Raw genomic sequence first — 13,618 nt, forward strand, 5'->3', positions numbered from 1 at the left:
GGCGGCCGCCGCCAGCCTCGATATACCGCACCGAGAGATTGGCGAGATGGTGCATGGTTCCCTCGATCGAAAAACCGCCGAGTATGAATGCCGCGAAAGTCAGCACGCCGAGCGACGTCAGCAGGTTGACCGCCAGCCAGCCTGCGAGGCGCAGGCCGGCCGCGAGGCTTTCCTGGAAACCCGCCTTCCCAGTTCCACCGTGGGCAACATCCCCGCTCATGGCGCGGTGTCCAGCTTGCGTTCGTCACGTCCGCCGCGGCCGGGAAATGCAACGCACTCGATCGCGCCGGCAACGCTGTAGCCCCGGTCCACCAGGGCCTCGATTTTAGCAAAAACGTCCGGACTCGAGGAATAAAGCGTGCCGGAATAGGCATCGAGTACGAGCCTGCAGACCGTCTCGGTTTCCGGTCCCCGGATCAGAACGTCGGAATACTCGATGCCGTTGCGTTTGAGCGAGCGAAGCAGAGCCTCGGTGTACCCGTTCATTTCAAACCGGTCGGACTTTCGGAAATCCGAGATCGTCTCGGCCTTCTGCTGCAGGATCACGAACCAGTCGGAGTTTTCCAGCGCGGCCCGCGAACCTTCCGACTTGTAGTAGTCGTTGATCGACTGCGTCGCAGTGATGAGCGAGGCCCCGTACTTGCGGCAAGTGCGCGAATACGTCTCGACAAAATCGGCCATAGCCCCGCCACGCAGCATCTGCCACGCCTCGTCGATGAGCAGCGCCTTGGGGATCGTGCGGTTCATGCGCCGAATCGTCTGCGATGCAACGAACATGATCGAGGTCAGCACTACGCTGCGCAGCTCCTCGCGCGATGCTAGGTCGGACAGCTCGAAAACCGTTAGGTCGGCGGATAGATCGAGATTGCTCTCGCCAAGAAAGAAGCGCCCGTACGTGCCTTGCGAAGAGAAGGACAGGAGCGCCATCGCGAGCTCGGCGGCGGCTGCATGATCCTCAGTTTCGAGCGCGGCAATGACCAGGTCCACCGTTCCGCCGCGCTGATGCTCGTTCCACACGGTGTTGACGGCCCGGTCTATGAGCCCACGCTCAGTATCATTCAGACGGGTCTCGTAGCGCGCCATTTGTGACAGGATGGCTTTCAGCATCGCAAGGCAGTCGACGAGATAATCTTCGTCGCCGTCTGCGAGCTGCGGATCGATCATGCGGAACGGATTGATCGAAATGCCCGAGGACAACCTGAACTCGGTGAAAGTTCCCCCGAGCACTTTTGCCATGTGCTCGAACGAGCGTCCGTCATCAATGACGATGACTTTCGAGCGGACCCCGGCCAAGCTGGCGGTCAGGTCCTGGAGAAAAACCGACTTGCCTGACCCCGATTTCCCGGCGATCGCGACATTGTGATTGCCCGCCCGGTTCTGAAATGGCGACCAGAACTGCGGCTGTCCGCGTCGTCCCACCAAGAGGACATGCGGAATGTCGCCGCCGACGTACTCGCCCTGCACTGGCGAGATCGCGGCGACGTTCGACGACAGCAGCGTGCGAAACCGCTTCATGCGATCGAGGTCCGAGGCCAGCCCATCGGCGATCATCAGGGGAAAGTGCGCCATGAAGGCGGGAAGCTGAATGTGGGTCTCGTCGATCAGGTCCCAGCCGGCCGCCTTGTAGATACCTTTGATTGACCTTTCGGCGGTCTCGGCAGCCCCCCGAGGCGCGATCAGACTGATCGCATAATAGCAGCGAATGAGCTTCTCGCCGGCTTTCACGCGCTCCTGGACGCTGCGCCACTCGGCCGCTTGGTCCCGCAGCTTGGGAACCAGCCGGACTCCCTGTCCTTCGGAGAGTGACTGGGTCCGGGCGAACTTGTACCCCGCCCTCGATTCCGAAGTCTCGATACCCGGTATCGTCCCGCAGACCGATTGCAGCGTCGGGCACGGCAGGCAGAGCTTGGGATTGAACACGTCGCCGATGATCTTCTGCGTGTCCCACGGAGCCCAGCGGTCGGGAAAGTTGCGGATGGACATGGTCCGCACGTCGAAGCGCTCGGGTACGTAATCCTCGTATTCAGGCACACCCTCCACCACGCTACCGGTCGGTCGCAGCGACTGCGCGTGAAGAAGCAGCCGGTCCTTCTCGACATGGGTGACAACGTCCCGCCGCACGCATTGCTCGTTGATCGGATCGAACCGGTTGTAGCCGGGCGCATCGTCGCCGGCGCCCGTCGAAGCGCACAGAACCTCGTCGAAGAAGCGGATCAGATCGACCGGGCCGAGGTTCCGAACCGGAATGTTGATCGAATCGAGCGCCGCAATGAGGGCGTCGCGGATGGTGAGCAGATCGTCGATGCCGATCCTCGAACCATCGGGCGCGCCGATCGAGAGAATTACCCTGAAATTGCGCACGAGAAAGGGGCCGTCGCTTGCGAGCGACTGCCAGGCCCCGCCGCGCAGTTTGTCCGCTCGGTGCCGTGCCAGCGTCGAGAAGACGCCGCCTGCCTCCACCCTTGGCAGCATCCACTCGGCCAGCTTCTCCGAGACACGCGGCGAGGCGTAATTGACAATGCTGAAAGCACAGCCGGGGACCAGGATGTCGGAAAAAATGCCGCCGATGATGTCGGCCGTGCGCTCGTCGCCGCCGATCAGCGGTGCGAGCTCGAGAATGAAACCCTTCGATCGGACCTGGTAGAACACCTTGGTGGTCTCGTCGAACGAGCGGTAGCCGAGGTAGTGCGACAACATCGGGACAGATGCGAGACGCACAGTCCTCTCGGGCTTGCGGCTGTCGCCAAGAACCATCTCATAGAGGCTGTCAAAAAGGCTCATCGATCTTCCTCCGACGGCGGGAAGGACCGCGCTTGTGAGCGTATGTTGCTCCTCAGGCTTGCATCCACCTCCGACCTGATCCGTGTGATCGGGCCCGCGGCCGCAGGCACATTCGGATCGCCGCCATCAGGAGAGCCTGGCACTATTGCCGGGCCAGAAACATTCCTGGTTTCGGAGACAATCAGCGGAGCGTTCTGCGCCGCTGCGAGAAGTCCGGTCACGTTGTCACGGCCGGGCGGCCGCCATGCCAGTTCCACGCTGCTCGCCGTTCTTCCCGGCAGGCCGACCTGCGCCGTCACGGTTCGGCGCTCGTGCGCGGCGCCGGCGATGTCGGTATAGGTGGGGAACACCACATTGAGCCGGAAGGTCGGGGCCATGGCCCCCGCTCCGTCCCCACCTGCGCCGCCGTCTGCGACTGCTCTCCGGCCTGGTTCGCCATCATCTACGCTGAAGCGCCCGGCAGGCGCCGCGCGCTCGCGTTCCTCACTATCTACGATTTCGGCAAGGGCCCGGTCGTCGATGGCAACCGACGGCGCGCAGATACCGTCAGGTGCCTCGCACCGGAACGAGCCGCTGACATTCGTGCCCAGTGACGTACAGGCCGGCGTGACCAGGACTGCGCCCAGAAGAAGCGGCTTGTGCAGGAGCCAGCCCATCAGCGTGTTTCCTTCAGCCATGTTTCGAGAAATGCGCGGGGACGATAGCCATGGACGACAGCACCGTCGCTGCGCACGATCACCGGCGTGCCGGTGAAGCCGTTCTCTCTCGCGAACGCCTCGTTGGCGTCGAGGCCTCTGGTGTCACATTCGCCTGCAGCATCAATCGGTTCATGATTGTAAGCTTTGGCCACCGCCTCCGCGCGGTCACTGGCGCAGATCACGGCATCGGAAATCGGGCGTGTTCCAAGCAGCGAGATCGGGCGCTCGATCACGGAAACTTTCATCTCCGCGAGCGTACGATGCAGCTGTCTGCAATAGCCGCAGCGGAAATCGCTGAAGACTGTGACCGTCTGCGGGCCCGCCCCCCACCGGATAGCGCCCGTTTCGGGAAGGCCGGCGAGCGCCACTTTCTCTCGGAGCGGGGTGCGCGGTACCTGCGGCTTCGGTGTATCCGAAACCTGCCTCCCATCCGCCACCCGGCTCTCGTCCCCGGCGCCCAGCCCGGCCGCGTCCCCGATAAGGAGTTCCGGGCTGATTTCGAGCAACCGCGCGGCCGTCAGATCTTGGCGCGTGTCCATATCGTAGACACGGCCGATGACGAGGAAGCGGCCTGCCTTGTCGGTGTAGAAAAGGCTTTTGCCCGCCTGCACTTCGCACAGACCGTCGATCTTGCCGCAGTCGATCGCAGTGACCGGGGTGCGGGGCAGGCGCGCCGCGAGTACCCGCCCCAGCCGGGCATCGCCCGCACTAGCGGCCCAAGTCAGGGTTCCTGCTCCGGCCGCAAGCGCGGCGAGGGCGATGCTGAAATGGCAAATGGCTCGTCGCGTCATGGGTCACCTCAGTTCCGGATGAAGGTCCCGTCGAGAAACACCACCTCGACGTCGGCGCCGGTCGGCATTTCGATGACCGGCTGATACTGCTCAGCACGCTCGATCAGGTAGTCGGAGACGGTGTCGCCAGCACTGGCGATGCCCTCTCCAAGGCCGCCCTTGACGATCTCGCCCGGGGACAGCGCCTCGCGCTTGCCGTCGACACTGACCGTCGTGCCCGAGAAAACTGAGTTGGCATTGGCGCTGAAGCCTCTGCCGAAGCCTCCCGCTACACCGGCAAGAAATGCCTGGCCGATCAGTCCGCCCTCGCGGCTGACGACACGGCCGCGCAGGCCAACTTTGCCGCCGAACGAGATAAAGCCTTTCACTTCGGAGACCGCGTACCGGCCACCAGGCTGCGGGCAAGTCATGCGCTGGAGTTTGACGTAGACCTTCTCTGAGGAGAGGTCGCCGTAAGCAGCGCCATTGACCATGCAGCCCTGGATCCGGGTCCGCAGCAGCTTGCCATCCGAGAACACTGACCTGGCTGGCCCCGTCACGCGCAGCAGGACTGGAAGCGGATCGCTCTGGCTCCTTACATTGGTCGCGGCATCTACGCCGACGACGACCTTGGCCTGGGCGATCGAGTTGGGCGGCAGGTAGTTCGGACTGTCGGTATAGAGCGCTTGGCCGCCAGCGGCGCCAACCTGTTTGCCGGAGGCGGCGATCTGCCTGCCGTCTCCGACCGGCGTGGCCGGCCCCGCCGGTGCGAACGAGACGAGCTTCACCTCGTTCAGCCGCGCGCCCGTATCCATGGACACCCCCAGCGCCTTGGCAGCAGCTGCGGCGCCGGCTGCAGGTGCCCCGCTACCCTCGCCGCTCCGCGCGCCGACCTGCTGGCGCAGCCGCCGGTTCTCGCTCTCGTAGGCCTCGAGGACCCGCGCGGCATCCGCCTTCACTTGTGCATTTTCCTGGCGAAGTGTCTGAAGCTCCTCTTGCACCTGGTCCACTTTCGAGACGGTGCTTTGCATGCCCTTGAGCTGGTTGCCCTGCTCCGTCTGCTGGCGCTCGTACATTGCCATCCATTCCCGCTCGGCGCGTTGACGGTTCATGATGGCGTCAGTCGAAATTTCGACGGTCTTGTCCCCGTCAGCGAAATTCGAGCTTTCCGTTTTATCGTCTCCAGTGATGTAGGCCACGCCGGCAAGCGCGATCAGCGATCCGCCCCCGAACAGGAGCAGCTTCTGCCGCTTCGCTGCAGCTGCATTCTCGGCAATGCCCAGAGCGGCGTCGAGGCGGTCATGCACTTGCGGGACTTCGCCTTCGACGTTCTTGGGCTTGCGCGCGGGGATATCCATCACCGGTCCCCTGCCGGCACGACAACGTAGGCGCCCGTGGCCTGGCGGGGCTCCAGTCTCGCATTGGCGATGCTGACAGCGATTGCGCCGCTCGGGGCGATGAGTTCGTCGCTCACAGCGACCGACGTTTCGCCGGTGTTTTCGATCCGCAGGACCTTACCGGCCACGGTCACGCCGTCGTATTCGCTGACAAGCTGGACCTTGAGGCTGCCTTTGGTCACGGGCGCGCGGGGTTCGTCGCGGATTTCGAACCCCTCGATCGGCCGCTGCTCGAACATTGCCTTTATAAGGGCGACTGCCTGTGCACCGAGCGGGATGTCCCTGCGGAGCGGCGCTCGAACGGCGGCCGGCTCAGCCCTTGCAGAATCGGGATTGGTAACAAAGACCTGTGTCGCATCCGCGCCGCCCACCCGGCAGATGAACTTGTAGACGAAACCCTTCTGCGTCGTGCCGAAGAACGAGATCGAGCTGCGCTGGTATCCTTCCGGCACAGAAATATAGATGTCGCCGCGGGTCGGCTCGTGAACGACCGAGAAGTCTTCCGCAGCGACAGCGCTGGCGACTTTCGAAACCGCGGTAAAACGGTCGTCCCTGAGCGATATCCTCGTCAGATCCTGCTTCGAGGCATCGCACTGGACCGAGCCATTGTCCGCCGCGATGACTGTCTGATCCGCAAGTGCCGGCTGGGCCGCCACGAGTCCCGCAGCCAGCAGAGCGGTTCCGCAGCATCGCTTGGCGAAGCAGTCGAGCGAAGACAGCAGCGAAACGCCCGAGGCGATCTCGCATGCGGCGATCATTTCACTCATCGATCTGGTCCTTTCTGGAGAGGACGCCGAAGCCACGCAGCTTCAGGCTCAGGCCCTCGTATTTCCATGCGAAACGGAAGACCCGGTTCTCGCGGCGCACGTCTCGTGAGGCTACGATCGTGTGCAGGACACCGCCGACTTCGCTGGTAAGAGAGGCGGGATCGACGCGTATCCAGTCGATCGTCACGAACTGGGTCACCTGCGACCCCTGCTGCTCTTCGATGATGCCTATGAGCTTCGATTTTAGCCCGCCGCGCGCCTCGGGCGCACTGATCTTGAGGATCGAATCCATCCAATACTGGAGTGTTTCGGGCGAACGGTTTAGCGCCAACTGGGCCGTGTCCCGCGTCACCGCCTCGAGGTAGTCGCGAGACACGCCGGAAGACGAGATCGACATGGTTCTGGGAACGACCGGCTGAAGAATGACCTCCCGCTCGCGGCGCACGGCCATGGTCACCAGAGCGAGGCAAGCGATACCTAGCCCAAGGCAGCCGATGGCTAGGAAGTTGCGCTGCCTGAGCGCGCGCTGCGACTGCTGGTGAGCGAAGGCTGCGTCCATGTCAGCCCGCCAGTACCCGGATGTGGGAATGCGGTGCGGACCTGAGCCCGAAAAACCCTCCTGGCAGATGCCAATAGGCGAGATGGAGTATCCAGCACATCGAGCGGCCTGCCCGAAGCTTGCGATAACCGAGCCATGCCCCGATGCTGAAGAGCAGGCCGACCACGATATGCTGAGACAGGATACCCCACCCGAAGGGTACGAGCATCACGACGAACTCGTCGAACGTCCAGAAGCCGATGAGTTCCGGATCATCCAGGTGTCTGGGAATACTGTATTGATCCATGGACTCGCCCCCGATATCCGGGGGACGCGCAGGAAGTCCCCGCGCCCCCGGCGCCTGTCAGACAGTTGCAGTGATGGTCGACGTGACGATCGGGATGCCGGTTCCGGCACCCACGCCCACGCCTACGGGGATCGCGACTTGGCCCAGCGAGAAGCGGCCGGAGGCAAGGCCGACAATGCCGCCGGCCAGCGACAGCACGGTGATGATCTTGCCTCCGGACCCCTCGAGGAATCCCGTGAATTGGGTCAGTGCGGTGTCGAAGGTGGTATCTGTTCCGGCAAAAGCCGCGCCCGCGCCCAGAGCGCATGCAGCTGCCGCCGCCGCAAGAACTTGGCCTGCCCTCGTCGCGGTATGCCTGTTGATTAACCCTGCTTGCTCGATCATGGATTCCTCCGTTGTTCAGCTGTGCGCTCAAGCGCCCATTGATCTGAACTGATCTGCCGCGGGGTTGCAAAAGCGAGAGGCCAGATGAGGACCACGGGCACGGGCGCAGCGCTCCGGAATGCAGGTTTGATCCAGAGCCGGCGCCGCCCTGGGGCAAACTGTCATGACAAAGGCCGCAGAAGCAGTGTGCATGGCCATCCCTGCGGAAGAGGCGACCAGAAGCGGCAGCGGTTAGGGTGGCTCCGGCTCGCGAAATGCCGATCGTATCCGACTCGCGGCCACGTGCTGTCGGAGATGCAATACCCCCAACCTGTAATACCGGTCTTCTCGCTGAGCTGATATTTCCTGGGATGTCGCGACGGCAAACCGATCGCGATCCGCACCGGGTAATATGCAAGCCCCTCTGCCTGCCGAAGGGAGACGTAAATGCAGCCAGCCGAAGATCGTGTCGCCGCGTTCCCAAAGCCTTGCGAAGGCCCCTCGCTCACCCGGGGGCATGCGCAAATCATCCGTGCCGTCATGGAGCGGCGAGACATAACTCCGCAGATCCTCCACGACGCGGGCATCATTCGCGAACGGTTTCGCCGGCATTTCTTTCAGCGGCTTGAGGCGGGGCAGCTGACTGTAGTCGAACTGCACCGGTTGAGCGCCTATCTATCGGTGGATCCTCTCCGGTCGCTCATCGCAGTCTCGCTGATGAACGAGCCAGCCGCCTACTTTGATGCTATCACCGAAACAGTGTCGTTCTACACAGCGGAACTCTGCATCTCACTGTCGAATGCAATATCGTCGTGTGAGGGCGAGTTCGAGACGATGAACAGAAACCTCTGCCGCGCCCATGCCGACAAAATTTCCAGCGACATCAAGCGGCATCATGAAAACATTGTGAAGTCGCGCAGGGACCAGTTCTGGAATTGACGGTTTCTGGAACTGGCGCAGCTTGCGAGTTTGCCATCGCGCCGCGTGTTGAAGTTGTACTAACAGCGCTCCGCGCGCGCCATCGTAGAAAATCATGTCTCACAAGCCAACAAGCCCGGCGTTCAAGTCTGGCGCTGAGACCCCAGCCTTGCGCCGCGACGAGCATGGTTTGACGCGCTCAACGGCTGCCGAGATGGCCGGTCCGAAAGCCTGAGAAAGTCCGATCGCCGACCTTGGGCCAGACCAGCGATCGGATGGCGGCAACTCTTGCATTTGACCAGGGTCAGTCGTCTTCGTCGAAGTCTCCTGCAGTCGCATCATTGTCGATCTCATCGTGTTCGAGCGGGTCGAGGCCGAGTTGGGCGATAACCTCCAACTTGCCAGCAGCGACCACAACCTCGTCACCATCTTCGAGTTCGACGAGTGTAGTCTCCGAGTCATCACCCGTGCTGACGCTCACCACGTCGTCGCCATCGATCTCGATTTCCTCCCCGTCCGGGGTGTGAAAAGTAAAACGGGTCATCACGTGCTCCTTGTCGCGAACTTGTCGAACACGGATGCGCTGGGATCGTTCCGGCTGAGTGACCGCGCTGATACAGCAAGCTGTCTTTGATTGGTGAAGGTGCCCGCTGCACGGTGCGGTCATCGAAGCGTCAAAGCGCTGCGGCCCCGTTCCGTTAGCGACGACCCCCGTCCCGCAAGCGTCTATTATTCTACCTATTGTACCTGAATGGCGAAGGGCGGCAGTCGCTTGAGACGAAGTCGTCCAACCTGTCATGGTGAGGGTACAGAGCGGCAGCGATTGACGGTCACCGACGGCGGCTCCGTCCCGCAAGATACAGGATGGCCTGAGGGAAACAGCGCGGCCGATCATAACTCCGCGATTCCGATTAGGTGCGCTGGGGCCGAGCCGCCGTCGGATCCCATCCAGCCGGTGTCAGCGCAGCCGAGGCACTCGTCGCAGGCCTAGTCGGCACACCTAGCGAAAAAAGGCAGACTCTTCGCGGGGGGCGCAGCCGCTGCGCGCGAGCAACTGGTCCCTATAACGCGCCTGGCCGCCTGTGAAGGTAGCCTAGCTCTGCCGCCCGGCGAAAATGATAGGCATGGAACCGAACGCTCACGGGAAGCCCCCTCCCGGTCAAAACGCTTGTCATCGACCGAGGCCGTTGCAAAAGTGAGCCTCATGATACCCCCTGTCACCGATGAACTGCTGTTCGCTGCCGTGCAGACCGAACGAATGGTTTACGCCGGGCAGGAGTATTTCCTTCAGGGACGCGTGAGCGACCTGCAGATCGATCCGGAGTTCAGCATGGTTGCCGGTATCGTGCGGGGCAGCGGAAAAAATGGCTACTTTGCCTCGATCGTCTTCGATGATGAAGAGTACGATGGGTTCCCTGATAGCCAGTGCACCTGTCCCGTGGGAGAGGCCTGCAAGCATATTGCAGCCCTGCTTTTCGCCCTGCGCAATGAAGGGCCACCAATCGCGGCAGAAAAGCCCCGCTTGACGATTATGGCGTCAGCGCAGCGTACACCGCAACTCTCCGGGTCGGTAGGAGAATGGCTCAATGCTGCAATGCTCGACGAATTGCGGGTCGTTCAGAATGACTCTGTCATTTTCGCCATAGAGCAAAATAGTCTCTTCAAGTCGGAACGTACCGAACGGAAAAATGCGCCGGTCCCCGCGATCCCCCCGCGCTTCCACCTGCAGATACAGGCTTGGCACCGCGGCAAAGGGGAGCCTTCCTGGCATACGGTGCGTTCCTGGGAGCTCGAGCGTTTAGGCGCGCAAATTGATCCGGTGGCACAGCGCCTGCTCGCGCGGACCGCATCGATTGCGGGAGGCGGCGACTTTGGCCCCAACCGCGTTCCGCACGGACGACATGGCTGGCAATGGCTTCGCGAGGCGGCGCATGCCGGGATGCTGCGTATGCATCGCCCCGATGGCCCGGCCGTCTCGATCGCGGCATCAAACCTGCAGATGCGGCTATGTTGGCAAACCCTGGAAGATGGCCGGCAGATCGTCGATCTGGAACCGAACGGAGAAGACAGTCCGGACCAACCGGTCATCTTCGCCGGCGATCCGCCGGTGTTCTATGATCCAGCGCAAGGAGAACTCGGCCTCATCGAGACCGACGTCGCACCCGTGATTGCCGGGCGGCTGCTCGCCATGCCGCCTATCGGTGCTGTCGAGATCGCGGCTCTCGCCTCCAGATGGGAGCGAATTTCCGGTGGCGCGCTGCCTCCGCCCGCCCTTTCATTTGCCGAAGAGCTCTCATCGATAACGCCGAGACCTGTGCTGCGCTTCATAATCGACAAAGTGAAGCGGCATCCTCCAGCCTGGGACTGGCGCTCGCGGGCACGCATGGAAACGATGGAACTGGTCCGACTGGAATTCGACTACGCCGGCCACCGCATCGGTAGCGCTATTACTACGCCGGAAGTCATTGTTACCGGGCCTGCCGGGCCTACCCGCATCCTACGCAACCTTGAAGCTGAACAGGCCGCAGTCGATCGACTCGCCCGGACCTCTTTGCTGCCCATCGTTCATGCCGACGCGCTCGAGCCCAAACCTGCACAGGCCTGGGACCACGGGCTGATCGATGGCGAGGCAGGCCGCCCGCTTGCGGAGTCCTTTCCTGACTTCCTCATCAATGATGTGACCGCGCTGCGTGCGGAAGGCTGGCTGATTGAGTACGCGCCCAAATGGCCCCATGTCTACCTCGCCCCAGACGAACTTGCCTCAGACGATCGGCCGAGCCTTGCTCTCGTACCTAACGAGACTCCGCAACACGCCCGCGATAGTGCAATCGACTGGTTCGACGTTGAACTCGCCGCGCAGATCGAGGGGCAGCGCGTCGACGTCCTTCCTGCTCTGCGCCGCGTGCTGGCCGGCGGCGGCAGCACTGTGCTCGAGTACGGCGACGACCATCTCATCCCACTCCCAATTGGCGGCTCCTGTTTCACAGCGGTGAGGCTTGGGGCAGTGCGACCGCTGATCGAGGCGCTCCTGCGCCTGGCATTGACAGACCGTGATGCGTCGAAATTGAAGCTGAGCCCTCATGACCTCGGGATCGTTCATGAACTGGCCGGAACCGGCCTGCCCTGGACCAGTGAGGACAAGCTGCAAATTCTCGCCAAGGCATTGCACGATGTCAGCGAAAACAAAGATAATCTCGCCTTTGTGCCTCCCGGACTGGCAGCGGAACTGCGGGCGTACCAATTGGGCGGGTGCGCCTGGATGCAGGCTCTCCACGGCGCAGGCATGGGCGGAATTCTTGCCGATGACATGGGGCTGGGCAAGACCTTGCAGGCCATCGCGCATATTCTCTACGTCCGGCAGCAGAGAACGTGTCGAAAAGGTCCGATACTGATCGTCGCTCCAACATCGGTGCTGCCAAACTGGCAAGCCGAGCTGGCGCGTTTCGCACCCAACATTGAATTCCTGCTATGGCATGGGCCCGGGCGTTACGAGGCCTTGGGTGAGCGGCTCGCCGACGCCGAAATCCTGCTTACCAGTTATCCGCTACTTGCCCGCGACGACGAACTGCTGGCGCAGTATCACTACGAGCTCGTGGTTCTTGACGAAGCCCATGTGCTCAAGAACCCGAAGACGGCGGGTTTCAAGGCAGCCTCATCGCTGAAAGCGAAGCAGGTCATAGCCCTTACCGGTACGCCTGTCGAAAACCGACTGACGGACTTGTGGTCCTTGGCGAGCCTCACAAATCCAGGTCTCTCAGGTACGTTCGACAGTTTTCGCAAAACCTATCGTACGCCGATCGAAAAACATGGCGATGCGAATGCGAAAGCATCGCTGGGAAGGCGAATGCGTCCTTTCATGCTCCGTCGGACCAAGGACGAAGTCGCCTCGGAACTGCCGCCCAAAACGATTATTTCAGAACGGATCGAATTTTCCGAAGCGCAGCTGCGCCTTTACGAAAGCCAGCGACTGTTGATGCAGGCGCGGGTACGCGAAGAGATCGACCGCGTGGGTCTGATGCGCTCGCAAATCATCGTCCTCGACGCAATGCTTAAGCTTCGGCAGATTTGCTGTGATCCGGCGCTGCTCCCGCGGGAGCTGGGCATAGATGTCCCATCGGCAAAACGCGCGCGCCTGTTGGAGATGCTCGACGAACTGGTCGAGGAGGGCCGCAGGGTCATCGTCTTCAGCCAGTTCACGACCATGTTGGACCTTATCGCCAAAGATCTGGATCGCATGGCCATCCGGTACGAGCAATTGCGCGGCACCACCCGCAATCGCGCCCGCCCGGTGGAACGCTTCCAGTCCGGAGCTGTGCCATTGATCCTCGTCAGTCTGAAGGCCGGCGGAGCGGGCATCAATCTCACGGCGGCGGACACCGTGATCCTTTACGATCCGTGGTGGAACCCGGCCGTCGAAGCTCAGGCGATCGACCGCGCTCACCGTATCGGGCAGGCCAAACCTGTCTTCGTCCATCGCCTGATTGCGACAGGCACGATCGAGGAGAAGATCCTCGCGTTGCAGGGACGCAAGCAGGACCTCGCAAACGTTCTGTGGGACGACACGGCCCAGACGGGTTCGACGGCGCTCACTGACGAAGATATTGCGTTCTTGCTCGGCTGAATCACTTAGCCTGCACTGGCGATGCGACCGGCTGCTGCGACGAGATCCTGGTTGCGCATCAGCTTGATATCGCAGCCGCCATCTCCGCAGTGATTCCCAGTACGGTGCGGGCGATCTCCTCACCGCTGATGCTCTCGTGAAGAAGCCATTAGCGCATTTCGACAACCGTCTTCGAGGCCAGGGCGTGAAAGCCGCCGTCTCATGCGTGTCGAGGATCAGCTGCGTAACCTCGTCGTCCTCGTATGCACGACCTGCTCGTCAAGGAAGCGGGAAAGAGGAAGCTCCGCAAATGATCATCAGCGCTGCTACGCGCTCCTCGGCGCTGCGGCGACGATGCCGCCAGATCGTCGCCGGAGAGAACCGGACGGGCCGCAGCCAGCATTGCGCGCCGACCGGGAAACCGGAACCCAATCTGTCTGAGATTGATCCGCATATCCTGCAAGTTCCTGCCTCCTTTG

At 62.2% G+C, this 13,618-nt stretch carries 11 protein-coding genes and 1 pseudogene; 2 read left to right on the forward strand and 10 right to left on the reverse strand.

Annotated elements, in window-relative coordinates:
- The 9 genes and pseudogenes from PMI02_RS04510 to PMI02_RS04550 all read right to left on the reverse strand — a co-directional run.
- Positions 1-220: pseudogene (locus PMI02_RS04510) on the reverse strand (hypothetical protein); the annotation flags it as partial.
- Positions 217-2,781 carry a type IV secretion system protein TraC gene (traC, locus tag PMI02_RS04515; RefSeq protein ID WP_007679372.1) on the reverse strand — a complete coding sequence of 855 codons (2,565 nt, stop codon included), beginning with the start codon at positions 2,779-2,781 and terminating at the stop codon, positions 217-219. The gene traC and the pseudogene PMI02_RS04510, both read right to left, overlap by 4 nt.
- Positions 2,778-3,437, reverse strand: a complete 660-nt coding sequence (locus PMI02_RS25745) for a hypothetical protein (RefSeq protein ID WP_007679374.1) — start codon at positions 3,435-3,437, stop codon at positions 2,778-2,780. The genes traC and PMI02_RS25745 overlap by 4 nt, the downstream gene beginning before the upstream one ends.
- Positions 3,437-4,270: a DsbC family protein gene (locus PMI02_RS04525; protein WP_007679376.1), complete on the reverse strand. Its 834-nt coding sequence runs from the start codon at positions 4,268-4,270 to the stop codon at positions 3,437-3,439. Before PMI02_RS04525 ends, PMI02_RS25745 begins: the two co-directional genes overlap by 1 nt.
- An 8-nt stretch (positions 4,271-4,278) precedes the next feature.
- Positions 4,279-5,607, reverse strand: a complete 1,329-nt coding sequence (locus PMI02_RS04530) for a TraB/VirB10 family protein (RefSeq protein WP_007679378.1) — start codon at positions 5,605-5,607, stop codon at positions 4,279-4,281.
- Positions 5,607-6,413 (reverse strand): type-F conjugative transfer system secretin TraK, encoded by an 807-nt coding sequence (locus PMI02_RS04535; protein ID WP_007679380.1) that lies wholly within the window; start codon positions 6,411-6,413, stop codon positions 5,607-5,609. The genes PMI02_RS04530 and PMI02_RS04535 overlap by 1 nt, the downstream gene beginning before the upstream one ends.
- Positions 6,406-6,972 (reverse strand): type IV conjugative transfer system protein TraE, encoded by a 567-nt coding sequence (locus PMI02_RS04540; protein WP_007679389.1) that lies wholly within the window; start codon positions 6,970-6,972, stop codon positions 6,406-6,408. The genes PMI02_RS04535 and PMI02_RS04540 overlap by 8 nt, the downstream gene beginning before the upstream one ends.
- A gap of 1 nt (position 6,973) precedes the next feature.
- Positions 6,974-7,258: a type IV conjugative transfer system protein TraL gene (gene traL, locus PMI02_RS04545; RefSeq protein ID WP_007679392.1), complete on the reverse strand. Its 285-nt coding sequence runs from the start codon at positions 7,256-7,258 to the stop codon at positions 6,974-6,976.
- Between the two features lie 57 nt (positions 7,259-7,315).
- Positions 7,316-7,642: a hypothetical protein gene (locus PMI02_RS04550; protein WP_007679397.1), complete on the reverse strand. Its 327-nt coding sequence runs from the start codon at positions 7,640-7,642 to the stop codon at positions 7,316-7,318.
- A 426-nt stretch (positions 7,643-8,068) separates the two neighbouring features.
- On the opposite strand from PMI02_RS04550, the gene PMI02_RS04555 reads away from it, so the two are divergent.
- The gene (locus PMI02_RS04555; RefSeq protein WP_007679398.1) at positions 8,069-8,560 is read left to right on the forward strand and encodes a hypothetical protein; all 492 of its coding nucleotides are present in this window, start codon (positions 8,069-8,071) and stop codon (positions 8,558-8,560) included.
- 283 nt (positions 8,561-8,843) lie between these two features.
- On the opposite strand, the gene PMI02_RS04560 is transcribed toward PMI02_RS04555, so the two are convergent.
- Positions 8,844-9,083 (reverse strand): hypothetical protein, encoded by a 240-nt coding sequence (locus PMI02_RS04560; RefSeq protein ID WP_007679399.1) that lies wholly within the window; start codon positions 9,081-9,083, stop codon positions 8,844-8,846.
- A gap of 660 nt (positions 9,084-9,743) precedes the next feature.
- Between PMI02_RS04560 and PMI02_RS25750 the strand changes: the two genes are divergently transcribed.
- Positions 9,744-13,160, forward strand: coding sequence for a DEAD/DEAH box helicase (locus PMI02_RS25750; protein WP_007679400.1), 3,417 nt, complete (start codon positions 9,744-9,746; stop codon positions 13,158-13,160).
- The last annotated feature ends 458 nt before the right edge of the window (positions 13,161-13,618 follow it).

The organism is Novosphingobium sp. AP12 (assembly GCF_000281975.1).
Taxonomy (GTDB): domain Bacteria; phylum Pseudomonadota; class Alphaproteobacteria; order Sphingomonadales; family Sphingomonadaceae; genus Novosphingobium.